The sequence below is a fragment of the Pseudomonas putida genome (assembly GCF_022627325.1).
Lineage (GTDB): Bacteria > Pseudomonadota > Gammaproteobacteria > Pseudomonadales > Pseudomonadaceae > Aquipseudomonas > Aquipseudomonas putida_X.
On record NZ_JAETZZ010000015.1, the window covers coordinates 109,035 to 133,982 of the forward strand.

Sequence of the window (24,948 nt, forward strand, 5' to 3'; positions counted from 1 at the left end):
AGGCAGCCATGCACCTCTCCCTCAATGGCAAGCGCGCACTCATCAGTGGTTCCATGGCCGGGCAGGGCGTGTCTACCGCCATCGACCTTGCCGCCGCCGGCGCCGAGGTCGTGCTCAACGACCGCACCCAGGCGCTGGTCGACGCTGCGCTCAAAGCGGTGCGCGAGCGCTTGCCCAAGGCGCGGATCATTGGCGTTGCCGCTGACCTGGGCACCGAACAGGGTGTGCAGACCTTGCTCCAGCAGGTGCCGCACACCGATATCCTGGTCAATAACGGCACGCAGGACGTTGCCCTGCGGCTACAGCGGCATTACGCCCGCGGCATGGCCGAGCGCAAGTGGGGGCAGGTGATCCACCTGGGCAGTGGATCAGAGCGGTCGCAGCAGCCCGAAGCGTTTACGCAGTACCCAGTCCAGTAAACGTCGTGGCAGCCAGCGGGCCACTAGCGGCATCGCCGTACTGCCATTGCCCAGCCGTACCACCGCTGGCACAGGCGATTTGCGCGTGGCAGCCAGCAGCCCCTGGGCAAATTGCGCGGCGCAGGTGGGCCGGTCTTGCGAGGCGCGGGCCCGCGCCTGGATATGCTCGCGCAGCGGCCACCATGGCGACTGCGCTGCCACCACCTGATCGGCCTGGCGCTGGGCATTGCTGGCGAATTGTGAGGCGATCGCTCCCGGTTGCACTTCCATGACCTGAATGCCGAAAGGCGCCAGCTCCAGGCGCAGGGCGTCGCTCAAGGCATGCACAGCAGCCTTTGAGGCGCAGTAGGCGCCGGCGAACGGCGTGACCAGTATGCCCGATACACTGCCGATGTTGACCACCAGGCCACGCGCACGGCGCAGCAGCGGGAACAGTGCGCGGGTGGCGCCGATCACGGCGAACACATTGGTTTCGAACTGCTGGCGCATGGCCTCCACACCGCCATCGAGCAGGGGGCCCATGGCACCGTAGCCAGCGTTGTTGACCAGGATGTCGAGCCGGCCGTGGCTTGTTTCCAGCTCGTCGGCGAGGCGCATCAGGGCCTCGGCGTCGTTGACATCAAGCTGCCGGGCGGTGAAGCCGGCTGCGGCCAGGTGTTCGACGTCTTCGGTTTTACGGGCGGTGGCCCATACGTCGTGGCCAGCATCGCGAAAGGCTTCGGCCAGGGCGCGGCCGATGCCGCTGGAACAACCGGTGATCAGGACGGTGGGCATTGGGCAGGCCTGTGCTCAGAGTAAGTTATGTAGAGGTCGGACCGGCCCCATCGCCGGCAAGCCGGCTCCCACAAATGGACCGCGCAGGGCTTGAGCTCTGTGCTGTACCTGGACTGCCTCAAGGCATTGGATTGGCGTCCAATTTCCTGGGGCCAGCCCAAATCCATAGCTGCCAACGGGTACAGGGTGCGCCGACGCCAGGCGGTACTGGGTGCTTTTGGGAGCCGGCTTGCCGGCGATGGGGCCCGTTCAGGCACCGTATCAGTTGGCGAATGTACCCTGTAGATGTTCGGCGCGAAACTCCAGTGTCTGCGGCCGGTACCCCGCGCGCAGTGGCGGCAGTGGCAGGCAATCGGTCCATTCGGCCCCAGGCTGCAGTTCGCCCGGCCCACGATAGCGCGGTGCGCTGTAGGTATTTTCGGCCAGGTTGATGGTATCGCCCGGGGCATAGGCAGCGACCCGCCAGCGCAGCTCGGTCAGCGGAGCCTTGTTGCCGTTTTTCATATGTACCTTCAAGGCACGGTCGGCAGGGCATTGATCCGGTGCGTAGGTCAGGCGCAGGTCAAGCCGCGCCAGTTGCGAAGCTTCGCGTGTGTCCTGCCAGACGACGAACAGTGCGACCAGCCCCAGGCCGCAGACGGCGGCCAGCGAGATCGGCAGGGCCTTGCCCGGGTAACGCAGGAGCAGTACCAGCCAGGTGAGGATGAGGAAGGCGCCGATGATCATGTGGTCCGAATCCCGTTCGAGTCTCCGGACATCTTGGAGCGGCTAGCTGGAAGCTTCAAGCTCCAAGCTGCAAGCTGCAAGAGAAAAGCGGGCCGGCGGCGCCCCCACATCAGTAGGAACACCACCGCCCCGCTTTTTCTTGCCGCTTGCAGCTCGAAGCTTGCAGCTTACTGCGCGATGGTCTTCACCGACACGCCCCGGTCGACGGGCGTGGAGGTGCGCCCATACACATCCTCGAAGCGCTCGATATCATCCTCGCCCAGGTAACTACCGGACTGCACTTCGATGATCTCCAGCGGGATCTTGCCCGGGTTGCGCAAGCGGTGGACCGAGGCGATCGGGATGTAGGTCGACTGGTTTTCGGTCAGCAGGAACACATTTTCATCGCACGTCACCTCAGCAGTGCCCGAGACCACGATCCAGTGCTCGGCACGGTGGTGGTGCATCTGCAGCGACAGGCTGGCGCCCGGCTTGACGGTGATGTGCTTGACCTGGAAGCGGCCGCCCATGTCCACCGAATCGTAAGAGCCCCATGGGCGATACACTTCGAGGTGGTTCTGGGTTTCGCTGCGGCCTTGCTCGTCGAGGGTCTTGACCATCTGCTTGACGCCCTGGACCTTGTCCTTGTGGGCGATCATCATCGCGTCCTTGGTCTCGACCACGACGATGTTTTCCAGGCCGATCACCGACACCAGCTTGCCGTTGCCATGGATCATGCAGTTGTGGCTGTCCTGCACCACCACATCACCCTTGGTGACGTTGCCATTGGCGTCCTTGTCATGCACTTCCCACAGCGACGACCAGCAGCCAACGTCGCTCCAGCCAGCCGACATCGGCACCACGCAGGCGCGCTGGGTCTTTTCCATCACCGCATAGTCGATGGAGTTGTCCGGGCAGCAGGCGAAGGTCGCTTCGTCGATGCTCAGCACATCATCTGTTTCGTCGCTGCGCTCCAGGGCCAGCACGCAGGTGTCATAGATGTCAGGGTCGTGCTTTTTCAGCTCTTCCAGGAAGCGGCTGGCGCGGAACAGGAACATGCCGCTGTTCCAGAAGTAGCCACCGGACTGGACGAACTCGGTAGCGCGCTTCTCGTCGGGTTTTTCGACGAACTGCGCCACGCGGGCCACCCCTTCGGGCAGCAGGGCGTCCTGGCTGGAGCGGATGTAGCCATAACCGGTCTCGGGCTTGGTCGCCGGGACACCGAACAGCACCATTTCGCCACGCTCGGCAGCTACGGTGGCCAGGGCCAAGGCCCGCTGCAGGGCTTTCTGGTCGTCGATCACGTGGTCGGCCGGCAGCACCAGCATCAAGTCATCGCGCCCCTCGCTGGTCAGCTTCATCGCGGCCATCGCCACCGCAGGGGCGGTGTTGCGGCCGAAGGGTTCCATGAGGATGCCCTGGGTTTGCAGTTTCAGCGCCGCGAGCTGTTCCTGAACGATGAACTTGTGGTCCTTGTTGCAGACCACGATCGGCGCGTCCATGCCTTCGAACACCAGGCGCTCGAGGGTTTGCTGGAACAGCGTGTGCTCACCGGTCAGGGCGAGGAACTGCTTGGGGAACTGCTTGCGCGACAAAGGCCACAGACGCGAACCGCTACCACCAGAAAGAATTACCGGGATCATGTTGTTTCTCCAATAAGGTCGTTAAAGAGGCAGAGGATCAGTTGGTGGACACTGGGCGGGTGACCCAGACCGGCGACAGGCTGCTGCCCGAGCCAGTGACGTACAGCACGGCGGCTTCACCGCGCTCCAGGGCGACGGGTTTGACGTCGCTGACTTTCTTGTCTCCTGCAAACAGGGCCAGGTTGACCTTGACCGGGTTGATCTCACGCTCGCCACGGCCTTTGGCAGCCACTGGCTTGACCACCTCGGTCTTGCCGTCGGCGGTCTTCAGGGCCAGCGGCTGGTCGCTCAGGTTCTGTACACGTACCAGGGCTTTCTGCTTGTTCTTGAACGGTGGTTCTTCGATCAGCTGCGGGTTGCCGCTGCCGTTGTTGACCAGGGTGTAGTACTTGTCAGCGGCCAGCTTGACCGGGACGCTCTTGCCAGCGACCTGCGCGGTGTAGTCACCGCCCGGGAGGAAGCTGAAGTCGCTGCTGGCCTGGGCACCGACCTGTTTGATCTGGGTGTTGCCAACGCTCGCGGCAGCGGGTGCAGGGGCGGCGTTGAACAGGCGCACGAAGGTCGAGCCTTTCGGTGCGGTAGGGCCATACAAGGCAGCATCGGCGCCGGCGAATGCCTGCATCGAAGCCAACGACAGGCCTGCTGCGAGGGTGAGGGCTTTGGCAATGGAAGTCTTGGTAGTCATGTGCGTGTTCCTCTCTATCTATCAGTGGTCCGTCCGGTTGGACGACAGGGCCAGGTTTTCTTCGGATTTACGGGTGTTCTTCAGTTGCGCGATCCACTGCGGATCGAAGCTGCTGAGGTCGTTTTTCATTGGCAGATAACGTTCGGGGAATTCCCACACCACAACCTGTGGCGCGGCGTTCTTGAAGGCATCGCTTTGCAGGTACTTGAGCATTGGCAGCAGTGGGCCGTGACCGTCTTCGGCATAGTTGGCGACATCGCTATGCAAGGCCTGCTGCAGCGCACCGAGGAAGTTCCAGTGCGGGTTGGCGCTGTAGCTGGTGCCGACCAGCGCGACCGGGATCTGGCTGTCGGCGAACAGGGCATCGCCGCTGTCACCTGGGGCCTCGACGGGGTGGGTGCTGCGTTGCTGCAGGGTGTCCGGGCTGGGCAGCAGATTGCTGAACAGCGGGTCCAGTGGCAGGAAGTTGGTCAGGTCGCCTTTGTACGGGGCGGTGTTGCCAGCCTCGGTGATGAACGCCTGTGGGTCGCCATTGAGCAGGCTCTGGCGATTGACCGCCTCGGCCACCGCCTGGGCGGCGACTTCAGCGCCCATTGGCGTCCAGTGGGTATCGGTACGCAGGAATACCTGGCCGCGGGCCTTGGCCTGTTCCATCGGGGCCATCAGGTCAGGGGCGAAGACGTTGGCCTGACGGACCTGGGCATGGAACTGGTTGTACAGGTCCTCATGCAGGCTGGCAGGCGCCTCCTTGCCTACATACTCCGAATAGACCCGCGCCTTGGCCGGCACGATCGCCAGCACCAGCTGGCTACCGTGCTGTTGCAGGGTGTCGCGCACACCGCGGATCAGCGCCAGGTTTTCCTGCATGAGCTGGTCGGCACCGGCAGTCGGCTTGAATTCTTCATCGCTGAACAGCCACTGGTCACGGCCCAGCACCACGCCTGGGCGGCCCTCGTTGAACAGCTTGTAATCCAGGGCTGCCCAAAGGTTGGTGCCCAGGCGCTTGATCGGGAACTCATCGTCGTAGTGCGTTTCGGCGGCCTTGGCCAGCTTGCCGTTGAGCAGGGTCATCTGCTCGGTGCGCTGGAAGCTTTGCAGGCCGCCGGTGGACCAGGCGCCCATGCCCACCAGCAGGCCGAGGAACGACAGGGAATAGGTGATGCGTAATGTCCGGGTCATGGTCATCAACCTCAGAACTGGAAGTAAAGGAACGGCGAGTAGCTCTGCGCCGAAAGCTTGAGGATCGAGGCCACGAACAGCAGCAGGATCAGGGCACGGGTCATCACCCGGGTCCAGTCCAGGCCAAGCGAACCGTCGGCATTGACCTGCGCCGGCGTGCGGATTGCTGCCGGCGGGGTGGCATTGCGGTAGAAGTCGCGCAGGCCGAAGAACGCCAGGGTGACGTAGGCAATGACCAAGGTCGCAACCTGCAGCCCGGTGAGCTGGGCGCGGTTGAGTTCGGACAGCTGCCACTCGCCGAAGCTGAACATGGCGCCGTACATGCGGCCGGCCACTTCCAGGTTTTCAGCGCGGAAGATCACCCAGCCGACCACCACCAGCAGGAAGGTGAACGCCCACTTGACCGGGTTGAAGCGCTGCGGGTTGGTGTCCAGGCCCAGTGCGCGTTCGATTGCCAGCCACATGCCGTGCCAGGCACCCCAGATGATGTAAGTGAAGTTGGCGCCGTGCCACAGGCCGCCCAGCAGCATGGTCAGGAACAGGTTGCGGTAGGTGTTGAAGGTGCCTTTACGGTTGCCGCCCAGGGTGATGTACAGGTAGTCGCGCAGCCAGGTCGACAGGCTGATGTGCCAGCGGCGCCAGAACTCGGTGATCGACTGGCTGATGTACGGCTGCTTGAAGTTCTCCATGAAGCGGAAGCCCATCATCAGCCCCAGGCCGATGGCCATGTCGCTGTAGCCGGAGAAGTCGAAGTACAGCTGTGCGGTGTAGGCCAGCGCACCGAGCCAGGCGTCACCGGTGGTTGGGTTCTGCAGGGCGAAGCAATGGTCGGCGACCACCGCCAGGGTGTCGGCGATGAACACTTTCTTGATGAAGCCCTGCATGAAGCGGGTGCAGCCTTCGGAGAACTTGTCCAGGGTGTGGGTGCGGTTGTTGAACTGGTCGACCAGGTCCTTGAAGCGCAGCACGGGGCCGGCGATCAGGTGCGGGAAGATCGCCACGAACGCCGCGAAGTCGATCAGGTTGCGAGTAGCCGGGGTGTCGCCGCGGTACACGTCGATGATGTAGCTGATCGATTCGAAGATGTAGAACGAGATACCGATCGGCAGCAGCACGTGGGTGAGGATGAAGGGCTCAAGGCCGAACGAGCTGATGATCGCGTTGAGGCTGTCGACGCCGAAGTTGGCGTACTTGAAATAGCCGAGGATCGCCAGGTCTACGCCTACGCCCAGCAGCAGCCAACGCTGTGCAGGCTTGGTGCGTACGCCGGCGGCACCCACTTTGAGGCCGATCCAGTAGTTCCACAGGGTGACACCGGCGAACAGGGCGAGGAAGTCCACCCGCCACCAGGCGTAGAAGATGTAGCTGGCGACCAGCAGCAGCAGGTTGCGATAGCGTTGCCCGCTCAGGTAGTACAGGCCGAGGAATATCGGCAAGAACAGGAACAGGAACACGTTGGACGAGAAGACCATCCCGGTTCTCCTAAATGGTTCACAGCATCCAGGGCAAAGCGCCCCCCTAACCCCCCAGCCCAAAAACCGGAAGGCACCTCGTATTCCTGTGGCAACTGGCTTGGCGACAAGCCGGCTCCACAGGGTTTCGCGTTATTTCTTCGAAGCCGCGCTCGGGTCATAGACCCGGGACAGGTTGCCGCCAAGGCGGAAGCTGTCGAACGGCTGCATCTCGTGTTTGCGCTCAAGGGTGTCGCCCACGCACTGGTACAGCGCGCACCAAGGCTCAAGCCAGGCGTACTTGCCGTCGACCTTGAGGTCCTTCATGTCCTGTTTCTCACCCGCACGCTCGGCGAAGTGGCGCGGGTCGCGGGCGCCGTAGAGCACGCCTTCGCCCAGGCGCTGCAGGGCAAAGTTGTTTTCGCTGCGTAGGTCCACGCCGTTGGCCTTGGCAAAGCTTGCGATCATCGCCAGTGGCGGCAGGGCGTAGTTGTGGTACGCCAGGGCACGCTGCTTGCGCTTGATTTCGTTGGGCAGGAAGCCCTGGTCGTCGATCTGGTTGGCGCCGACCTTGTATTCCTTCACCGCCCAGTCGAACAGGTCACGGCGGTCGGTGGCCACGGCGGTGGCCATCACCGACCAGGCCGCCCAATAGCTATGGTTGTTGATCTTCTCCAGCGGCAGGTTGCTCCAGTCGCGCACGGTCTGCTCGGCCAGGCGGGCGAACCACTTCTCGATCAGCTCGGCCTCGGCCTGGTGTGCGGCCAGGGGCTGCGAGTTGGAGAATTTCAGGCGCAGCCACGAGCCACTCATGCTGCCCAGCGCCCATTTGCGCATGGACTTGCCGGTGTGGTTGTAGTTGGTGGACATCAGCGCATCGGCGCGCGCCCAGGTGCCCAGCCATGTCAGCGTGCAGTCCAGTTGTGCCGGACGGCCGTCACGCATGTACTGGTTGACCATCTTGGCGACACCACGCTCCAGGGTGGTGATGTCTTTGGTGGAGTCGCGGAAGGCTTGTTCCGACTCCTTGTTCAGGGTCGCCCGAGCCTTGTCAGAGCCTTCGTACTTGCTGCGAAACTGCAGCGCGCCGGTGTAGGGTTTGGGCGCAGATTCGCAGCGGAAGTTGCCGTCACTGGTCTTGAGCTTTTCAACCCCCTCGTAATAACCCTGAGGGGGTACCAGCGCGGCATGCGCGGCACCGCCGGTCAGGGCCAGCACGAGCAGGGCGGGGCTGAAGAGTCGCTTGAATGCAGTCATGGTCGCCTCACTGGCCGGCCTGCGCGGTTTGCGCGGGCATGGCGTAGTTGTTGCGTTTGCAGAGCTTGGCCTCGACTTTCTGAGTACCGTTTTCCGGCCCCTGGACCTCGAGTGCCAACAGGTTCTGGCTGGCCCAGTCCTCGTCTTCACGCATCTGGAAGACGAAGCGGCCATTGGTGTCGGAGGTTTCCGGCTTCTCGATCTTGATGTCCTCGTGGCGCCCGTTGAGGTACCAGAGGGTGGCTTGCAGCACCTTCACCGAAGGGTCTTCGAACTTGATGTCCATCTGCAGGTTGCGGTTGATCAGGTCCTTGATCACGCCGCCCTTGCCGTTGACCATCAGCTCGTTCTTGCCGGGCTTGAGGGTGCTGCTGGCGCTCATCAGTGCCGGACGCGCGTCACAGCCATCGTCGAGCAGCGCGAGGATCTGCCGCCAGATGGTTTCCTGGTCCAGGCGATACAGGGGCGAGAATTCCCAGATGAGGATCTTCGGTGGATTGTTCTGGAATTCCTCACTGCCCAGGTACTCGATCATCGAGCCTTCCAGGCCGCCACCAGGGAAGGCGACGTTGAGCACGTCGGCACCGATGTACTGCTCCAGGAAACCGGAGAAGTTGTAGTTCTTGCCGCTGTGGCTGGTGCCGACCAGGGTGATCTGGGCGTTACCGCTGTCACCGAACAGATCGTCGCCGCCGCTGGCACCTTTCGGTTCGGTGGCGAACTGGTCCATGTACTGCACGGCATAGCTGGTGCCGCACAGTTGCCCGGCAACGTTGTGCAGGGTGCCGGTCTTGCCCATGCGCCCGGACTTGTGGGTTTCGAATTCCTTGCGTGGGATACCTTCGAAGGCCGGCATCTTGTGGACGGTGTCGGCCACGATCCTGGCTGCACGCTCAGCGCCGTAAGGCGTCCAGTGCTGGTCACCACGGAAGTAGAAGTCCTTGCCCTGGTCGGCGGCCGCCAACTGTTCGTTGGTCAGCGGCGACAGGTCCGGCACGTTGTAGCCCATGCTGGCGAAGCGCTTGAGCATGGCCTGGTAGTTGCCAAGGGCCTTCTGGTAATCGAAGGCGGCTTTCTCGGCCGGGTTGAGCATGTTGCGGTTCACCAGGCCTCGGGTGGGCTGGTACACCATCACCAGTTCAACGCCGCGCTTCTTGAACGCGTCGTGCACTTGCTGCAGGCGTTTGTAGCCTGCCGGTGTGGTGTTGAACTCGGTACGCAGGTCTTCGCGGGTACGGAACAACCAGTCGCCCTTGGCCTGTACCAGCGTGGTGAAGTTCTGCTGGTAGCGGGTGGTGTAGCGACTGGCGTCGTGTGCTTCGGGGCACAGCTGGCAGCAAGGCTCGGCAGTGAAGGTCGGCGCCTTGACCTCGTCGGCGCGCACGCCCTGGCTGATGGCCAGGAGGGCGGCGGACAGGCCCAGCAATTTCATCAAGTGTGGGGTCATGGTCTGGGCTTCCTTAATCGATCATTTCGGTCTGGCGTTCGACCGGGTCGATCAGCACGGCCTTCTGCTGGCGCACCAGCAGGTCGAGGATTTCGTCCTGGCGCTCACCGAGGATGCCGTTGAGGCTGATGCCGCTGGCCTTGCGCGGGGCGAGCATGGAGACTTTGTACAGCTCCACCGAGAGCGGTGAGTCGATCGAAAGAGGCCCAGAACCATTGGCCGCCAGCTCACCGCCGACCACGATCAGGGACACCTTGGTGTCGAACGGGTCGAGGGCGATGTCACGGTCGGTATCGGACAAGTCCTTGATGTGCCCGTAGACACCCACCAGGCCGTTGGCCACGGCGACGTTTTCATACAGGCGGATGTTCACGCTGTTGCGCACGCGGATGCCGTGGCGACGGTTGTTGATCAGCTTGTTGCCCCAGATCAGGTTGTCGCCGCTCTCGTACAACGTGATGCCGTCGGTGTGGTTGCGGTAGATCTCGTTGTAGGCGATCAGGTTGTTGACGCTGTTACGGTCGATCACCACGCCCGAGAGCTTGTTGTCGTAGCTCTTGTTGTTGATGATCCAGCTGTCGTTGACCTCACGCGATACGATGATCCCGTGCTTTTTCTTGGTGCCATACACCGTGTTGCCGGCGATGATCAGGCGGTGCGAACGGTCGTGCGGGTCGATGCCGTAGACGATGTTGTCGCGGTAGGTGCTGTCCTTGACCACGAAGTCCTGGGTCTCGTAGCAGTAGAACCCGTACCACATGTCGCTGAATTCCGAGCCGATGATCCAGCCGGTGGGCTCCGGGCGGCCCATGCGCTTGGCCATGTTCGGGGTGTACTGCGAGATGCTCACACCGTACGACTTGGACTTGGCATAGCCAAAGCTGGCCATCTTGGTGTTGACGATGTACGTCTCGGTACCGCCCCACGACAGCAGGAACGGGCGGAATTCCTTGGGCGAGCGGAAGGTCGCCGGACCGTTGTCCTTCTCGCGCCAGCCAGTGACCTGGGTGTCGCTGACAAACAGTTTGCCGTCATTGACCAGGAACGCGCCGCCCTCCTGGGACAGGCGCAGTTGCTTGACCTTGCCGTCGATCTCGAGAATGCCCTTGTGCCCCACCACGATCGGTAGGCGCGCCAGGTAAACCCCTGGCTCGACTTCGCTGAGGTACTGTTTGGGCACCTTCTTGCTCAGCTCGACCAGGTCGACATGGCCATCATCGACAAAGATCGCCTGGGGGATGCCGTGCTGGCGTTGTACCCACTCGGCAGCCTTGTTGTCGCCGCCGATGAATTCCTTGAGCGATTCCTCTTGCAGCATGCGGCGCACGCTGACCTTGCCCTTGTGGCTGCGGTCGATCTTTTTCTGCACGGCGGCGGCGGTGTAACCGCTCAGATCGGGCAGCTTGGGCGGGTCCATGTGCAGCGGCTCGGTCGGGGCGCTGGACACGGTGTAGGTCTTGGCCTGCTGCAGTTCCTTGGCAATCACCGCAGGTTCTGCGGCGACGGCCAGGCCTGTGGCCAGCAGCAAAGCGCTGGCCAGAAGGCTGTGACGTATGTGCGGGTGAAGGTTCATTGCAGGTCCTCTACCGGCCTCAGAAGCGCCAGATCACGTCGACGAAGGCGCGGTGCATGTAAGAATCCGCTTCCTTGCCATAGGCATCGCCGGGTTTGAACACACCGGCACGCAGGCGCACCAGCGCGGACGGCTCGTCGATCGCCTGGCTCATCGAAGCGGGCAGCAGGCCCTGCTTGAAGTACTTGGTGACGACCACGTCCATTTCCTGGCCCAGGTCTTTCTCGCCGTTGACCAGCTGGCGGTTCACGCCGTTGTCGTTGACCGCGGCGTTGATGCCGCTGGAGCCGATGTTCTGCGAGCCATCGACACGCCAGAACTTGTGGTAGATGAAGCTGGCGTCGTAGTCCTCGCGCAGTTGCCAGGAGGCGAACAGCGTGGCCGCCTGCAGGTTGCCCAGCTCGCCACGGAAGGCCTCGCCGAAGCGGTGTACGCGCGAGCGGGTACCGGTGAAGTTGGAGCGGTTGCTCTCAAGGCCGGTCTGCTCGAAGTTGTTCGAACCGTCGTCGCCACCGCCGCCGCTGCCGCGGGCATAGGCCGCGCCGACCTGCCAGTTCGGGTCCAGACGCAGGCGGATGCCCAGGTCGGTGGCCCAGGCGTTGACGTCGCCGCTCTGCTTGCCGGTGACGACCTGATCGTCACCGACCAGCTGGCTGTTGAGCTTGTCGCGATCACCGGTCAGCCAGGTCAGGCTGCCCCAGTAGTTGACGGTGTGGTCGTTGCGCCAGTTGTAGGCGTCGCTGTTGGCTTCCAGGCCCAGCCAGGTGAGGTCACCGGTGCGGGTCTTGTCCAGTGCGTCGATGGTTTCGCCCGGGCTTTTCAGGCTGCCACTGTCATGGGTGTGATGGGCGCGCAGGCCGACCCAGTGGCCCGGTGTCCACTGCGTGGCGATGTTACCGTAGAGGTGCGTACGGTCTTCGTCTTCCGGGGCCAGCTCGGTCAGGTCGGTGCGGTACTCGCTGAAGCGCTGGGCCACACCCAGGTCCGCCTTGAGCAAGGTGGTGTCGAAGGTCCAGTTCAACGCTTCGATGTTGGTGTCGCGCCACATCCCGTCGTCGCTGCGCAGGCGTTGGCGACCCAGGCGCAGCTGCTCGCCGGGGTACGCGGTGAGGCCACTGTAGCCAACCCAGAACTCGCGCATGGCCAGGTAGCTCTTGTCGGGTTGACGGCTGTCGTCACCGGTGTCGGTGGTGGTGCCGTCGTCGTTCTGGCGCAAGGTGTCGGTTTCGATGGTGTCGGTGGCGGCGACGGCCTGGCCCATGGCATACGCACTCCAGTTGCCACGCTCGCCGTACACCCAAGGGCGCAGGTCCAGGCCCAGGCCGTTGACGTCACCGCCGGAGCGGGTGCCCAGGTCGCGATCGTCTTCCGACTGGCCGGTGATTTTCACATCCAGGCCGAAGTTCTTCTGGGCAGTCATGTCGGCCAGGGTCGGGCAGGACCACAGCAGGGCGAAGCTCAGGCCGATACCGGCTTTCACGAAGGGATTGAGCGTCATAGCGAGTCCTCACCGTCTACTTCTTTTTCGTCGTCTTGCAGGGCCTCGAGGGCCAGGGTGCTGGCGCCGCCTTGGGCCATGCTGCCGCGAGCCTGCCTTTCCTGCGCCAGCAGGCTCTGCGCCTGGCTGCGCTGGTCAGGCGTGAGTTGTTGGTCGAGTTGCTGCAGCAGTTCGGTGGCCTGCGGCGTCGGGTTGGCCTGCGCAAGCTGGGCGAATACCCAGGCGTCGCCCGGTTGCGGGCGAATGCCATGGCCTTCGCTGAACAGCTGGGCAAGGGCGTAGTCGGCACTGTTCTGGCCACCGCGGGCGGCGCTGAGCAGATGGTCGACGGCCTTTTGCGGCTCGACGTTGCCCAGGTAGCCACGGCGATACAGCTGGCCAAGGTAGTAGTGGGCGCTGACTTCGCCGGCCTCGGCAGCGGCCTGCAGGTGGCGTTCGGCCTTTTCGGCATCCGCGGGCAAGGTCTTGCCTTCGTAGTACAGGCGGCCCAGCAGCAGTTCGGCGCGCGGCTGTTCGGCTTCGCGGCCTTTGTCGATGTAGGCCATCAACTGGTCGGTGTCGCCCAGTTCCGGGAAGTCGTAGACCAGTTGCGCCAGGCTCACCCAAGACGCCGGATTGGCCTCAGCGACCTGTTCCAGCAGCGCCTTGGCGGTTTTCTCGTCGGTCTGGCCCAGGCTGCGGTCGGCCAGTACACGGGCAACGCTGTCGACCCGAGAGGCAGGCACCGACCCGCGGGCATAGGCGGATTTGAGCTGGCCGATCAGGGCCGCCTGCTGGTCGGCCTGGCCGCGTTTCTGGTACACGGTGGCCAGTTCCACATAGCAGATGTCGTTGGTGTTCAGCGCAGCCTTGCAGATGTCCTCGACCTCAGCCAGGTGCTGGTCGTAGGTCCCCTGGGTGCGATACAGCAGCACCTGGGCCAGGCCCGCTTCCGGGTTGCCGGCCGCGCGCCACTGGTCGATTTGCTGCTGGGCATTGATGTCGGGGAAGCTCTGCGGGTAGGTCAGGTAGAGCATCGCCAGCGGGATCAGGGTGTTGCCCTGGCCCTGCTTGGCGGCGAGCTTGAGCAGGGTCTGGGCTTCTTCGCGTTCTGCCTGGGTGCTGTCGGGCTTGGCCACCAGCAGGCGGCCGAGGCGTGCCTGGGCGCGTGGCGAAGTGGCCGCCGCAGCGCGATAAGTGGCCTCGGCTTCCTTGAGTTGATCGGGGTCACGGGTAGCGACCTTGATGTCGGCCAGGCCGACTTGTGCCTCGCTGTAGCCCAGGTCCGCCAGCGCCTTGTAGTTGCGCTCGGCCAGCGCGGTGTCACCGCGCTTGAGGGCTTCGTTGGCCAGGCGCTGGTCGGGCAGGCCGGCACAGCCTGCCAGGGCGATGGCCGCGGCCAGGGCGCAGAGGCCCAGGCTTGCGCTCTTCTTGTGGGGCATCATGCGTTGATCCTCTTACAGCCCACGGGCCGCGGCTTTGTCGATCAGCCAGTTGAGCGAAGGGCCACGGTCACTGCTGACCGATGCCGGGCGCCCGGCCAGCTCGGCAGGCAGGCCGCCGTCTGGTTTGATCTGCACGCGGATGTCGGAGGCCAGGTTTTCGCTGTTGAGGCTGGTGCTGCTGACGATCTGCCCGGTGCGCACTTCGTTTTCGCCAGCCACCTGGAAGTTGACGCGGGTACCTGGCTTGACTTCATCGAACTGGCGGTAGCTGAAGCGTGCTTCGACCATCGGGTTGCTGGTCCGCGGGATCAGCTGGAAGATCGGCTGGCCTTTGGCGGCGTACTGGCCGTCGTCCACCAGTTGGCGGGCGACCACGCAATCGCAGGGGCTGGTGAGGGTGCCGGAGAGTTGCTTGCCGAACAGTTCTTCGACCTTGGCCGGCTCCAGCTGCGAGTCGTCCAGGTGGCCCTTGAGCATGTCCAGCATGCTGGTACTGAAACTTGCCAGCGGCGCGCCTTTGACCACCATGCCGCCGGGCTCGACCAGGCTGTTGACGGTGCCGTCGCGCGGCATGGTGATGCTGGTGGTCGGCACCGCGACCACGCCGGCTTCGGCGTGGCTGACGAAGTACATGCCGTACAGCGATTTGGCGACGAAGCCGAAGGCGGCAACACCGACCACAAACACGCCCAGGGTGACGGTCACTGCCTTGAGCCGGCCGAAAGCGGACAGGCCAGAGCCGCCGTCCTTCTGTTTGCGCGCCTTGGTGAAGTTGTCGCGCTGCAGGGTGCTGAGCACGTCGCCGACGCTGATCAGCTCACCTGAAAGGTGGCTGGTGATGATGTGGCGCAGGGTGGCGATGTCGCGCGGTTCGAGGTTCTGGAACTGTGCACCGGTGCGGCCGTCGCTCGGGTTGCAGGAGCGCACCTGAAACTCGATGTCCATCGACAGGCCCAGGTTGTCGACCACGAACTGCAAGCGCCCGCGCAGTACCTGGCCGACCTGCAGCGGCTGCTTGGCGAAGAAGCTCAAGCCGCCAGCGGACAGGTCTTCGACCTTGACCTCATGGGTCTGGCGTTCGCCATCGAGGTAGCGCAGCTTGGCTGGGATGCGCACCCGGGCGTGCTGGCGCTGGGCTTCGGACTCATGCACGACATTGACGTTCACGGCGGTATTCATGGTGATTTGTTCCTGTTAGTTCCGATCCGGGTTTGGCTCACACGACCATGAACAGCACAGCGACGAAGATGCTGGCAGCCGAGAAGGTCATGGTCCGCGAGGACCAGGTGTTGAACCATTGTTGAAAACTGGCGAGGTCGCGTTTCAGGGCAGTCGGTTGGCGGGTCCAGGACTGCTTGTCGAGGCGGAAGAACACGTAGATCTTCATCATTGCCCCGACGATCTGGTTGTAATAGAGGATCAGCGGATAGGCCGGGCCGACGTTGTGCCCCGAGCACAGCAGCATGATGGTGAGGATCAGGCGGGTGATGCCGATCCACAGCAGATACACCAGCAGGAAGCCCAGGCCGAACTTGAGGCTGGCGATCACGGCCACGGTCAGCCCCAGGAGGCTGGTCCACATCGACACACGCTGGTCGAACAGCACGATGCTGGTGAACAGCCCCAGGCGGCGCAGGCCCAAGCCCAGCGCGCGGGAGTTCTGGCGCAGGTTGTTGCCGTACCAGCGGTACATCAGTTTGCGGCTGGCCTTGAGGAAGCTTTTCTCCGGCGGGTGTTCGACCGTGTTGATGGCGGCGTCCGGCACGTAGAAGGTGTCGTAGCCAAGGCGCATCAGGCTGAACCAGCTGGACTTGTCGTCACCGGTGAGGAACTTGAAGCGGCCCAGGCGCCAGTGCATCAGCGAGTCGCTTTCGACGTCGGCGATGAACTCGGGGTTGGTCACCACGCTGGCACGGAACATCGACATGCGCCCGGTCATGGTCAGCACGCGCTTGCTCAGTGCCATCGAGCACATGTTGATATGGCGCTGGGCGAAGCGCAGCTTGTGCCACTCGCTCATGATGTAGCCACCGCGCACTTCGCAGAACTCGTTGGTGGTCAGGCCACCCACGTTCGGGTACAGCTTGAACCACGGTACGGTCTTGCGAACCACGCCTTCGGCCAGCACGGTATCGCCGTCGATCACCGCGACAACGGCGTTTTCATCCGGCAGCATGCGCGAGATGGCGCGGAAACCGTACGCCAGGCCATCACGCTTGCCGGTCCCGGCGATGCGCACGATGTCCAGCTTCACGTGGGCGGGCGGGTTGTATTTGGCCCACAGGCTCTTTACCAGCAGTTCATCGGACATTTCCACCAGCGAACAGACCACGGTGGTGGGGAAGCCACAATCGATCGCTTCACGGATCACCGAGCTGTACACCTGCGCGGTGGTCAACGCTTCGATGCGGAAACTGGTGACCATCAGGTACACGTGCGACGGGTCGGCTTCAGCGCCCATCTTCTGCACCTTGCGGCGCAGGTAGGGGTACACGCCGTAGAGGAAGATCATGCCGCGGATGAAATGGGTGGCGCCCATGGAGTAGCGCCAGATGCCGACTGCGCCGACCAGGAAGATGAAGTGCTTGGACTGCGAGTCGAAGATGTCGGCCGGCAAGGCCAGGGCGATCAACATGAGCAGGCTCATGTAGAGCAGCCAACCGGCGCACTGCAACAGCACTGTCTGAAGCCTTTGCATGTTCAGCATCCGTTGAGAATTCTGGGAAAAGGGCAGCGCAGGAGGCCTGCGCTGCCGGGCCGCTGGCTTACCAGCAGATGCCTTCGGTGCCGCGGGTAGTGCAGGTTGGCTTGCTCATGAAACCGACCAGGTCGATCACTTGCTTGCCAGCCGGTGCCTGGTCGGCAAGGGCGCGGAACTGCTCGTCACGGTTGCCCAGAACGATGATCTCGGCGTTGTCGATGACCTTCTGGAAGTCGGCGTTGAGCAGCGACGAGACGTGGGGGATCTTCGACTCGATGTACTCCTTGTTCGCACCGTGAACCCGGGCGTACTCGACGTTCTCGTCGTAGATGTCCAGCTGGTAGCCTTTGCCGATCAGGCGCTCGGCCAACTCCACCAGCGGGCTTTCACGCAGGTCGTCGGTACCGGCCTTGAAGCTCAGGCCCAGCAAGGCGACCTTGCGCTTGTCGTGGGCTTCGATCAGTTCAAAGGCGTTCTGCACCTGGGATTCGTTGCTGCGCATCAGCGAGTCGAGCAGCGGGGCCCGGACGTCGAGGCTGGCGGCACGGTAGGTGAGGGCGCGCACGTCCTTGGGCAGGCACGAGCCGCCGAAGGCGAAGCCAGGGCGCATGTAGTACTGCGACAGGTTCAACACCTTGTCCTGGCAGACCACGTCCATCACGTCGCGGCCATCGACGCCGACGGCCTTGGCGATGTTGCCGATTTCGTTGGCGAAGGTGACCTTGGTGGCGTGCCAGACGTTGCAGGTGTACTTGATCATCTCGGCGACTTCGATCGGCTTGCGGATGACCGGCGCATCGAGTTCTTCATACAGGCTTTGCAGGACGTCGCCGCTGGCGCTGTCCAGTTCACCGATGACAGTCATCGGTGGGTGGTCGTAGTCCTTGATCGCGGTGCTTTCACGCAGGAACTCAGGGTTGACCGCAACGCCGAAGTCGACGCCGGCCTTCTTGCCCGAGCAGTCTTCGAGAATCGGGATGACCACGTTCTTCACAGTGCCTGGCAGCACGGTGCTGCGCACCACGATGGTGTGGCGGCGGGTGGTGTCACGCAGCACGTAACCGATTTCGCGGCAGACCGACTCGATGTATTCCAGGCCCAGGTCGCCATTTTTCTTGCTTGGGGTACCGACGCAGATCATCGACACGTCGCTGGCGCGGATGGCCTCGGCGAAGTCGGTGGTGCCACGCAGGCGGCCATTGGCGATGCCCTGTTGCAGCAGTGCCTCCAGGCCAGGTTCGACGATGGGCGACTTGCCCTGGTTGATCAGGTCGATCTTGGTGCTGGACACGTCCACACCAATCACGTCATGGCCTCGCGCCGTCAGGCAGCCTGCACAGACCGCACCCACATAACCCAAACCAAAGATGCTGATACGCATCGCTATCACCTCATGTGTTTATCACGCCAGCTCCTCCGGGAAGAGCCGGACCGGGTTGATTAACAACAGTTTTAGGGCGCACGGATCCCATGGCGAATGCACACTTCACCGAGCGCAGGCATGAACAAATCCGGAGCGCACAAAGTTATGCACTCAAAGTTGGCAGTCAAAGGCCAGTAATTAATAGGCGTGCCCTGAAATGCAGCCGTCTTTATTGCAATGCGCTACTTGGCGCGTTGCTGTGCTTGCTCTTTCAATTGGAAAAATCCTTTGAAATCAACCACTAGGACGATTTTAAGGGGCGCGTCTCTCCTGCTGGGCAGGGCCTACGGGAGTACCCGTGGCGTTTGTTAAAAGTTTCAGCGCCGCTATTGTTTCGCGGCTGCTTGTCCTCTGTAAGTCATCTCTCACACCGCACAGGCATGAAATTCGTTACGGCACTATGAGCTATGCGTCGCAGAAGAAGTTCCTGGGTGGGTTTCGCCCCGATGAAAGATTTCTAAATAATTCTTCAGTAGCGAATAGTTTCAAACTGATAGCACGCTTCGGAAGCACCCCTGTATATAAAGGGCGAAAACCGGGTGCGATACTTTTGTGCCAGCATGGGAAATTTTTTTTCAAAATTCGTCAAAAAAGTACGAACGGGCTTATGACGGTTGGCGATAATGGTTCATTCGTCCGTTTTTTGACGCTGGTTTGTTGGCGTGACGGCTCTGTGATTCATGCCTCAGGGTGGTGCGGGATCACATTCAGAAATACTCAAAGCCATGCAAAAGCTAAGGTTTTGTCCCAGCGGGTCGTTAACACCCTTGGACGCACCTTTCAGGCGCTGTCCATGTACGACGGAGCGTCTTGGGCAGCCTGAGGCCACTGGCCATCAGGGGCGTCTCATCCTTAATCACATGGAAGAGACGAGATCACGTTTATGAAAAAGACATCGCAGATTGTGCTTGCCACCGTTTCGCTGCTTGCTGCCGGCCTGGTGCAGGCGGGGCCGCCCGTAGAAGTGACCATCAAAAACCTCGGTGCTCAGCCCGCGGTCATGAAACTGGTGACCTCAAATGAGACCAGTACCTATCAGATCGCCAACCCTAAACCCTCCAATACGATTTTAGCCTCATCTTCCACCTTCATGCGCGTGCAGCGGTTGGTAAGCCCGGACGTAAATGGTGCGATGGTGCGCTACACCATCGGCAGCAAGACGTGCGCTTTTGGCACCACTTTTCAGATGCGCATGCTACCGGGTGGAATAAAACAGCCCCAGTGGACCAAAACCGCAACGCCAAGTGGCGGGGCAACGTGCACGGCGAATATTACGAGTACATCCGCTGACTTCTCATGGAAAGTCGAATTCACGATGAGGTGAGTGGCGTTCCAGTCTGCCTCTCAAAGTCTGCACTTTGCCGGTATGCGCCGGCGAAGTGTAGTTGGAGTATTTGTGCGAAAGGCGGGTGCTGCATCAGCACCAGGAGTTATGTATATGGATGGCGTCAGTGGTCGTGGGGTATATAAAAGCCAAGTTGGCACGGCTCTAACTGTCAGGCGTGTAGAGGAATCTGGCCTTGTAGACGCGCAGAAAATAGACAGCGAAACGGGCAATGGCGAAGAAAAAATCTCGAGCCTGGCTAAACAGTTGAGTGCTGCTGCCGAGCGTGCGGCGTTGCGTGATAGCCAGCTCTCCCGTAGTGAGCTGGCAGACCTTGCAGCCAGCATTCTTGATAGGTTGGCAGGGCTGTCATATTCTTTGGCAAAAGACTTTTATGATTCACAGCTACCGGATTCGGATAATGATGAGTTGCTGGCGCGTGCGCGCCAAGCCAATGATTTTGCAAGTGGCAAAGGTAGCAACCCATTCAAGGGTTTTAGTCGCGAGCAGCTAAGCCTGATCATTTACGATGAAAGCGGGGCTTTCACGGTGAGTGAGCGACGCGCTGCAATGTTCGAAAAAACAGACCAGCATAACCAGTGGGCGCAATCAATAAGCGGCAAGATGAATGCTGAGTATCAGCGAACGGGCCGAATTGATGAAGGGTTGCATGAGATTCTGGACTTTTATAATGCTCTACCGCCCATTGAAGTTGCCGAATATGGAAACTATGAGGCCGATATCATGATGCAGTTGTCGCAGCATGAAGTGCCGCAGCCGGAGTTTGATACTTCGTTGATCGACATGTTGGCAAAGGAGTGGAAATCTGCACGAAGCGATCAAGCGAAAGCACTCGACCCGCAGAGCGACGCTGCTTTTCAGGGTGAGAATGGGGGGGCCAAGGCATGAACCCGATAGTCTGCGTGAACGGTATCGCGCGCATTCTGGGCTGCCAACCAGTGCTGCAAGATGTCTCTTTGTCTATCCCCCGCGGCCAGACCTGCGCCATCATCGGCCCTTCCGGCTCGGGCAAAAGTACCTTGCTCAACCTGATCGGCCTGCTCGACCAGCCTTGCCGTGGCCAGATAGTGCTGGCTGGCCGGGACATGACTGCAGCCACCGCCGACCAGCGGGCAATCATGCGTAATCGCCTGCTGGGCTTCATCTTCCAGAGCTTCAACCTGCTGCCGCGCCTGACTGCGCTGGACAACGTAGCTTTGCCATTGAGTTACCGGGGCATCGGGCGGGTAGCGGCACGCCAGGCTGCGCAGCAGCAACTGGAGGCAGTCGGGCTAGGTCAGCGGGCGCAGCTTCTGCCAGCCGACTTGTCCGGTGGCCAGCGGCAACGGGTCGCCATCGCCCGGGCGCTGGTGACAGAGCCTGCGTTGCTGCTGGCCGATGAGCCGACTGGCAACCTCGATGGCACCGCGGCCCAGGACATTGCAGCGCTGTTGCTGGCGCTCAATCGCGAGCGCGGTGTGACCTTGCTGATGGTCACCCACGACCCTGCCATGGCGCAGCGCATGGAGCGTTGCATCGAGGTGCGCCATGGCGGGGCCTTTGATGCCTGAGGCCTATGGCCCTTCATGGCCACAGCGCTTGAGCGAGGCGTTGGCCAGCTTGCGGCAGGCAGGCCCCCGCGCCTGGCTGACGCTTATCGGCATCGCGGTGGGCTGCGCGGCGCTGGTGGCCTTGCTCAATATCGGCCACAGCGCCACGCAACATGCTCGGCAGCTGTATCGAGGCATGGGCAGTGATCTGCTGGTCGCCAACCTACAACGCCCTGCTGAAGTTGTTGCGCCGGTGGCCCTGGACCTGTCTGTATTGCCAGCGTCCATTCGCGCGGCTGCGCCTTTGCTGGTTTCTGTGGCCACAATGCAATTGGCAAGCAAGCGCCATGAGACGCTGGTCGCTGCAAGCACGCTGCAACTGGCGCAAGTACTGGACTTGCAAGCCAGTCAGGGTCGCTTGTTGTCCGCCTACGACGATGACACCACTCACGTGTTGCTGGGGGCCACGCTGGCCCGGCAACTGGGTGCACGCGTGGGCGACCGACTGCAGTCGGGCCGCTACCTGTTCGAGGTGGTTGGCGTGCTTGCGCATCGGGGCTACAACCCGATGCTGCCAATACAGGTCGACGACGCGCTGTTGATGCCATTGCCGGGTATGCGTCGCCTGGGCGCTGTGCCGGAGGTGGGGACGGTGCTTGCACGCGGCCATGCTGTCGCCGTGTTGCCGGACACGGCACAAACGCTGACTGATTATCTGGCTGCGCGACTACCTGGGTACGAGGTCGATGTGCAACTGCCACAGCAGTTGCTCGAAGGGATGGCCAACCAGTCACGGATGCTCACGTGGATGCTCGCCGGCTTTGCAGGTATTGCATTGCTGTTGGGTGGGGTCGGGGTGATGAATGTGATGCTGATGAGCGTAGCGCAGCGCCGTCGGGAAATCGGCGTGCGCATGGCGCTGGGGGCACGCACCCGCGATATTGCCTGGTTGTTCCTGCTCGAAGCGCTGTTGCTGGCAGGGGGCGGAGCGTTGCTCGGCACGCTGGTGGGACTGGCCGCCAGTTGGGGCTTTGCCTTGCTATCAGGCTGGCGCTATGCGCTGGATGCGTCATCGATAGGGCTGGGCATGGGCAGCGCGTTGTCGCTCGGCCTGTTCTTTGGCTTGCAACCGGCGCTGGCTGCGGCACACCTGCAACCTGTATTGGCATTGCGCGATGACTAGGTGGCCTGTGTTTCTGTGCCTGGCGCTGCTGGGCGGAGCCGTACTGGCGGCAGATGCCCTGCAGCCGTCTCGTGCGGGCCAGGCCTTTGCGGTGTCGGCCACTGCATGGGCGGCCAGCGGGGAGGCCGAGGTATCGCTGGAGCTAGCCGATGCGGTTGCCTTGGCCCTGCGGGACAACCGCGCCATCCGCAGTGCTTACCTTGAGCGCATCGCGCAGAAATTCGACCTGCGCGTGGCGCGTGATCACTATGCCCCACAGCTCTCGTTCAAGGCGCGTACCTTTGGCAATCGCAACAGTGATGACCATTACCGCGAGGTCCAGCTCGCCCCGGCGGCAAGCCTGCTGACGCCCTACGGCACACGGCTGAGCCTGGATTGGGCGTATGCCCAGACACGCACCGACAGGGCTGGCGCGCGCTACCTCGATGGCGCCAACCTGATGGTGATACAGCCGCTGCTGCGCGGTGCCGGGCGCGAGGTGGCCAGTGCACCGCTACGCCAGGCGTTACTCGCCGAGCAATTGAACCGCTTGGTGCTCAAAGACCGCGTGGCCGAAGTGATCACGCGTACCATCTTGCAGTATCGCGAACTGCTTCAAGCCCAGGAGCAGTTGCACATTGCCCAGCAGGGGCTGGCTCGGGCCCGGCAACTGGTGAAGGTGAACCACGCGCTGATCGCGGCGGGGCGCATGGCTGCATTCGACAAGGTTCAGGCCGAAGCCGAGGTGGCTGGGCAGGAGTTGGCCCTCGAAAGCAGCCGTAATCAGCTCCACGCAAGTCGGCTGGCGTTGGCTCAGGTCTTGGCAGTGGACCTTGCCACCCCTTTGCGGGCAGTGGAAAAAGGCCACGTCCAGCGCTTGCAGGTCGATACTGCGCAGGCTCTGACCCGGGCCGAATCGCTGCAACCTGCGTATCTGATGCAAGTGATCACGGGTGAGCAGGCGTTGATCGATCTGCAGGTGGCGCGCAATGAGCAGTTGTGGGACGTGTCGCTGGTCGGCGGGGCCAGCCAGACGCGCCAGCGCCCCGGTAACCAGGTTAGCTGGGAGCACTATGTGGGGCTGGAGCTGCAAATACCGCTTGGAGACCTGAGCCGGCGTCAGGCCGAAGTGCGTGCCCGCGTGGCTGTGGAACGTCAGCAGGTCAGCCTGGCAGAGGCGCACCAGCAGCTCCAGCGCGAGGTGTTGACCGCCGTGCGCGATACCCAGGTGCGCTGGCGCCAGCTGGAAATTGCCGCACGGGCGCTGTCGCTATCGCAGCGCAAACTGGAGATAGAGCAGGAAAAGCTCGCCGTCGGGCGCTCGAGCAATTTCCAGGTGCTCAGCTTCGAGAGCGATTTGCGCAATGCACAGAGCGTCGAACTGGATGCCAGAATTGCCTACCTCAATGGCCAGGCTGAACTCGACCGGATATTGGGTACCACGCTGCAAAGCTGGGCGGTGGCGCTCAATGATTAGCTGGCGGTTGCTGTTGTGGCTGCTGGCGTGCCTGGCAGCGTTGCTCCTGTGGCAAGCCTGGCCTGCCAGCCAGGGGCAGGTTATCGAGGCGCGATGGCTGTGGGTTGAGCCACAGTGCCTGGAAAGCCGACTGGGCCTGGTCGGCAGGGTGCAGGCGGTCCACCAGCAGATCCAGGCTGCGCCATTCGACGGCGTGATCGCCGAAGTACAGGTGGAGCCGGGCCAACGGGTGGCTCCAGGCCAGCCACTGTTCAGGCTCGATACCGCCCAACTGGATATCCAGATACGCCAGGCAGAGGCCGAGTGGCTCAAGGCGCGGACCAGCGTGCGGCTGCTGCAGGGTTGGGAAAGCGGGCCGCAGGTGGCCCGAGCGCGCCGCGCGATGTTTGGCGCCCGGGCGGCTCTGGTAGCCAGCGAGGCTGCGCTGGCAGACACCCGGCGCCTGTTCGAGCGGGGGATTGTCGCCCGAGTCGAGGTCGACAGCCTGGCGCAGCAGGTAGCCGCTCAGCGCGAGGCACTGCAAGATGCCGAACAGGAGCTGGGCCTGGTGCGCGAACGCGGGCAAGGCGATGAACTGCGTATTGCACAGATGGAGCTGGCTAACACCCACACCCGCTGGCAGGCCTTGCTGGCACAGCGTGAGCGTAGGGTGGTCAGGGCGCCTTTCGCGGCCTTGGTGGTGCGTGCCGACCACCAAGGTGGCGGTGCCTCACGGCACCTGCAACCGGGCCAGCGAGTGAGCCAGGGCGCGCCATTGCTGACGCTGGTTGACCTTGACCTGCTGCAGGTGCTGGCCGCAGTCCAGGAGCATGACCTGAACAGGCTGCGCGAAGGGCTGCAGGTCGAGGTCATCATCGCCGGTCAGCCACTTGCCGGGCAGGTGCAACGGATTGCCCTGCAGGCCAGGAACGATGAAGGGCAGGGGGCCTGGTACGACGTGCAGGTGGCCTTGCAGACGCCGAGGGACGCGTCGACACCGTTGTTGCGCCTGGGGATGACAGCGCAGTTGACCGTGATCGCCCATAGATCGGAGCAGAGCATTGCGGTACCGGCAGAGGCGCTGCAGGTGGACGAGGCGGGGCAGGCTTACGTGGTTTACCGGGCTGGGGGTGATCGGCAGGGGCGCAAGGTGCCGGTTACCGCTGGTAGGGCGGTAGCGCAGGGGGTCGAGGTGCTGGGGCTGTCGGCGGGTTATGTGCGCATGCCGTAAAAGGGCCGCTGTGCGGCCCCTTCATCGGTCACTGCTTCAGGGCTCA

Annotated in this window: 22 protein-coding genes; 8 read left to right on the forward strand and 14 right to left on the reverse strand. The window is 62.6% G+C overall.

Features of this window, described 5'->3' with window-relative positions:
• The first annotated feature begins 8 nt into the window (after window positions 1–8).
• On the forward strand, window positions 9–419 hold the full coding sequence (locus JNA92_RS21845; protein WP_241806605.1) for an SDR family NAD(P)-dependent oxidoreductase: 411 nt from the start codon (window positions 9–11) through the stop codon (window positions 417–419).
• On the opposite strand, the gene JNA92_RS21850 is transcribed toward JNA92_RS21845, so the two are convergent.
• The 14 genes from JNA92_RS21850 to JNA92_RS21915 form a co-directional block, all read right to left on the reverse strand.
• Window positions 369–1,193, reverse strand: a complete 825-nt coding sequence (locus tag JNA92_RS21850) for an SDR family oxidoreductase (protein ID WP_241806606.1) — start codon at window positions 1,191–1,193, stop codon at window positions 369–371. The two genes, JNA92_RS21845 and JNA92_RS21850, sit on opposite strands and share 51 nt — an antisense overlap.
• A gap of 261 nt (window positions 1,194–1,454) precedes the next feature.
• Complete coding sequence (locus JNA92_RS21855) at window positions 1,455–1,919, reverse strand: multidrug transporter (RefSeq protein WP_241806607.1); 465 nt, start codon at window positions 1,917–1,919, stop codon at window positions 1,455–1,457.
• A gap of 167 nt (window positions 1,920–2,086) precedes the next feature.
• Window positions 2,087–3,541, reverse strand: a complete 1,455-nt coding sequence (locus JNA92_RS21860; RefSeq protein ID WP_241806608.1) for a mannose-1-phosphate guanylyltransferase/mannose-6-phosphate isomerase — start codon at window positions 3,539–3,541, stop codon at window positions 2,087–2,089.
• Between the two features lie 37 nt (window positions 3,542–3,578).
• Window positions 3,579–4,226 (reverse strand): alginate O-acetyltransferase AlgF, encoded by a 648-nt coding sequence (locus tag JNA92_RS21865; protein ID WP_241806609.1) that lies wholly within the window; start codon window positions 4,224–4,226, stop codon window positions 3,579–3,581.
• A 21-nt stretch (window positions 4,227–4,247) separates the two neighbouring features.
• Window positions 4,248–5,405 carry an alginate O-acetyltransferase gene (locus tag JNA92_RS21870; RefSeq protein ID WP_241806610.1) on the reverse strand — a complete coding sequence of 386 codons (1,158 nt, stop codon included), beginning with the start codon at window positions 5,403–5,405 and terminating at the stop codon, window positions 4,248–4,250.
• Between the two features lie 11 nt (window positions 5,406–5,416).
• Window positions 5,417–6,877, reverse strand: coding sequence for an MBOAT family O-acyltransferase (locus tag JNA92_RS21875; RefSeq protein WP_241806611.1), 1,461 nt, complete (start codon window positions 6,875–6,877; stop codon window positions 5,417–5,419).
• A 132-nt stretch (window positions 6,878–7,009) separates the two neighbouring features.
• Window positions 7,010–8,113: a mannuronate-specific alginate lyase gene (locus JNA92_RS21880; RefSeq protein ID WP_241806612.1), complete on the reverse strand. Its 1,104-nt coding sequence runs from the start codon at window positions 8,111–8,113 to the stop codon at window positions 7,010–7,012.
• 7 nt (window positions 8,114–8,120) lie between these two features.
• Window positions 8,121–9,560, reverse strand: coding sequence for an alginate O-acetyltransferase (locus tag JNA92_RS21885; protein WP_241806613.1), 1,440 nt, complete (start codon window positions 9,558–9,560; stop codon window positions 8,121–8,123).
• 13 nt (window positions 9,561–9,573) lie between these two features.
• On the reverse strand, window positions 9,574–11,133 hold the full coding sequence (gene algG / locus JNA92_RS21890) for a mannuronan 5-epimerase AlgG (protein ID WP_241806614.1): 1,560 nt from the start codon (window positions 11,131–11,133) through the stop codon (window positions 9,574–9,576).
• A 19-nt stretch (window positions 11,134–11,152) separates the two neighbouring features.
• Window positions 11,153–12,631, reverse strand: a complete 1,479-nt coding sequence (locus tag JNA92_RS21895) for an alginate export family protein (RefSeq protein WP_241806615.1) — start codon at window positions 12,629–12,631, stop codon at window positions 11,153–11,155.
• Complete coding sequence (gene algK, locus JNA92_RS21900) at window positions 12,628–14,055, reverse strand: alginate biosynthesis TPR repeat lipoprotein AlgK (RefSeq protein WP_241806616.1); 1,428 nt, start codon at window positions 14,053–14,055, stop codon at window positions 12,628–12,630. The genes JNA92_RS21895 and algK overlap by 4 nt, the downstream gene beginning before the upstream one ends.
• A gap of 12 nt (window positions 14,056–14,067) precedes the next feature.
• A complete protein-coding gene (locus JNA92_RS21905) occupies window positions 14,068–15,234 on the reverse strand; it encodes a PilZ domain-containing protein (protein WP_241806617.1) in 1,167 nt (388 codons plus the stop codon).
• Window positions 15,235–15,271: 37 nt separating this feature from the next.
• Entirely contained in the window at window positions 15,272–16,753 is a 1,482-nt protein-coding gene (locus JNA92_RS21910) for a glycosyltransferase family 2 protein (protein ID WP_241806618.1), read from the reverse strand.
• Window positions 16,754–16,820: 67 nt separating this feature from the next.
• Entirely contained in the window at window positions 16,821–18,137 is a 1,317-nt protein-coding gene (locus JNA92_RS21915; RefSeq protein ID WP_241806619.1) for a nucleotide sugar dehydrogenase, read from the reverse strand.
• A 340-nt stretch (window positions 18,138–18,477) separates the two neighbouring features.
• Between JNA92_RS21915 and JNA92_RS21920 the strand changes: the two genes are divergently transcribed.
• The 7 genes from JNA92_RS21920 to JNA92_RS21950 all read left to right on the forward strand — a co-directional run bounded on the left by JNA92_RS21920 (window position 18,478) and on the right by JNA92_RS21950 (window position 24,902).
• Window positions 18,478–19,002, forward strand: coding sequence for a hypothetical protein (locus JNA92_RS21920; RefSeq protein ID WP_241806620.1), 525 nt, complete (start codon window positions 18,478–18,480; stop codon window positions 19,000–19,002).
• A gap of 60 nt (window positions 19,003–19,062) precedes the next feature.
• Window positions 19,063–19,503, forward strand: coding sequence for a hypothetical protein (locus JNA92_RS21925; protein ID WP_241806621.1), 441 nt, complete (start codon window positions 19,063–19,065; stop codon window positions 19,501–19,503).
• Between the two features lie 114 nt (window positions 19,504–19,617).
• Window positions 19,618–20,412 (forward strand): hypothetical protein, encoded by a 795-nt coding sequence (locus JNA92_RS21930; RefSeq protein ID WP_241806622.1) that lies wholly within the window; start codon window positions 19,618–19,620, stop codon window positions 20,410–20,412.
• Window positions 20,409–21,074, forward strand: coding sequence for an ABC transporter ATP-binding protein (locus JNA92_RS21935; RefSeq protein ID WP_241806623.1), 666 nt, complete (start codon window positions 20,409–20,411; stop codon window positions 21,072–21,074). The genes JNA92_RS21930 and JNA92_RS21935 overlap by 4 nt, the downstream gene beginning before the upstream one ends.
• Window positions 21,052–22,236 carry an ABC transporter permease gene (locus JNA92_RS21940; RefSeq protein WP_241806624.1) on the forward strand — a complete coding sequence of 395 codons (1,185 nt, stop codon included), beginning with the start codon at window positions 21,052–21,054 and terminating at the stop codon, window positions 22,234–22,236. The genes JNA92_RS21935 and JNA92_RS21940 overlap by 23 nt, the downstream gene beginning before the upstream one ends.
• Window positions 22,229–23,692, forward strand: coding sequence for a TolC family protein (locus tag JNA92_RS21945; RefSeq protein WP_241806625.1), 1,464 nt, complete (start codon window positions 22,229–22,231; stop codon window positions 23,690–23,692). Before JNA92_RS21940 ends, JNA92_RS21945 begins: the two co-directional genes overlap by 8 nt.
• Window positions 23,685–24,902 carry an efflux RND transporter periplasmic adaptor subunit gene (locus tag JNA92_RS21950; protein WP_241806626.1) on the forward strand — a complete coding sequence of 406 codons (1,218 nt, stop codon included), beginning with the start codon at window positions 23,685–23,687 and terminating at the stop codon, window positions 24,900–24,902. The genes JNA92_RS21945 and JNA92_RS21950 overlap by 8 nt, the downstream gene beginning before the upstream one ends.
• The last annotated feature ends 46 nt before the right edge of the window (window positions 24,903–24,948 follow it).

Coding starts and splice junctions, on each gene's coding strand:
- JNA92_RS21845 (WP_241806605.1), top strand. CDS start 9: ATGCACCTCTCCCTCAATGGCAAGCGCGCACTCATCAGTGGTTCCATG.
- JNA92_RS21850 (WP_241806606.1), bottom strand. CDS start 1,193: ATGCCCACCGTCCTGATCACCGGTTGTTCCAGCGGCATCGGCCGCGCC.
- JNA92_RS21855 (WP_241806607.1), bottom strand. CDS start 1,919: ATGATCATCGGCGCCTTCCTCATCCTCACCTGGCTGGTACTGCTCCTG.
- JNA92_RS21860 (WP_241806608.1), bottom strand. CDS start 3,541: ATGATCCCGGTAATTCTTTCTGGTGGTAGCGGTTCGCGTCTGTGGCCT.
- JNA92_RS21865 (WP_241806609.1), bottom strand. CDS start 4,226: ATGACTACCAAGACTTCCATTGCCAAAGCCCTCACCCTCGCAGCAGGC.
- JNA92_RS21870 (WP_241806610.1), bottom strand. CDS start 5,405: ATGACCCGGACATTACGCATCACCTATTCCCTGTCGTTCCTCGGCCTG.
- JNA92_RS21875 (WP_241806611.1), bottom strand. CDS start 6,877: ATGGTCTTCTCGTCCAACGTGTTCCTGTTCCTGTTCTTGCCGATATTC.
- JNA92_RS21880 (WP_241806612.1), bottom strand. CDS start 8,113: ATGACTGCATTCAAGCGACTCTTCAGCCCCGCCCTGCTCGTGCTGGCC.
- JNA92_RS21885 (WP_241806613.1), bottom strand. CDS start 9,560: ATGACCCCACACTTGATGAAATTGCTGGGCCTGTCCGCCGCCCTCCTG.
- algG (WP_241806614.1), bottom strand. CDS start 11,133: ATGAACCTTCACCCGCACATACGTCACAGCCTTCTGGCCAGCGCTTTG.
- JNA92_RS21895 (WP_241806615.1), bottom strand. CDS start 12,631: ATGACGCTCAATCCCTTCGTGAAAGCCGGTATCGGCCTGAGCTTCGCC.
- algK (WP_241806616.1), bottom strand. CDS start 14,055: ATGATGCCCCACAAGAAGAGCGCAAGCCTGGGCCTCTGCGCCCTGGCC.
- JNA92_RS21905 (WP_241806617.1), bottom strand. CDS start 15,234: ATGAATACCGCCGTGAACGTCAATGTCGTGCATGAGTCCGAAGCCCAG.
- JNA92_RS21910 (WP_241806618.1), bottom strand. CDS start 16,753: ATGCAAAGGCTTCAGACAGTGCTGTTGCAGTGCGCCGGTTGGCTGCTC.
- JNA92_RS21915 (WP_241806619.1), bottom strand. CDS start 18,137: ATGCGTATCAGCATCTTTGGTTTGGGTTATGTGGGTGCGGTCTGTGCA.
- JNA92_RS21925 (WP_241806621.1), top strand. CDS start 19,063: ATGAAAAAGACATCGCAGATTGTGCTTGCCACCGTTTCGCTGCTTGCT.
- JNA92_RS21930 (WP_241806622.1), top strand. CDS start 19,618: ATGGATGGCGTCAGTGGTCGTGGGGTATATAAAAGCCAAGTTGGCACG.
- JNA92_RS21935 (WP_241806623.1), top strand. CDS start 20,409: ATGAACCCGATAGTCTGCGTGAACGGTATCGCGCGCATTCTGGGCTGC.
- JNA92_RS21940 (WP_241806624.1), top strand. CDS start 21,052: ATGGCGGGGCCTTTGATGCCTGAGGCCTATGGCCCTTCATGGCCACAG.
- JNA92_RS21945 (WP_241806625.1), top strand. CDS start 22,229: ATGACTAGGTGGCCTGTGTTTCTGTGCCTGGCGCTGCTGGGCGGAGCC.
- JNA92_RS21950 (WP_241806626.1), top strand. CDS start 23,685: ATGATTAGCTGGCGGTTGCTGTTGTGGCTGCTGGCGTGCCTGGCAGCG.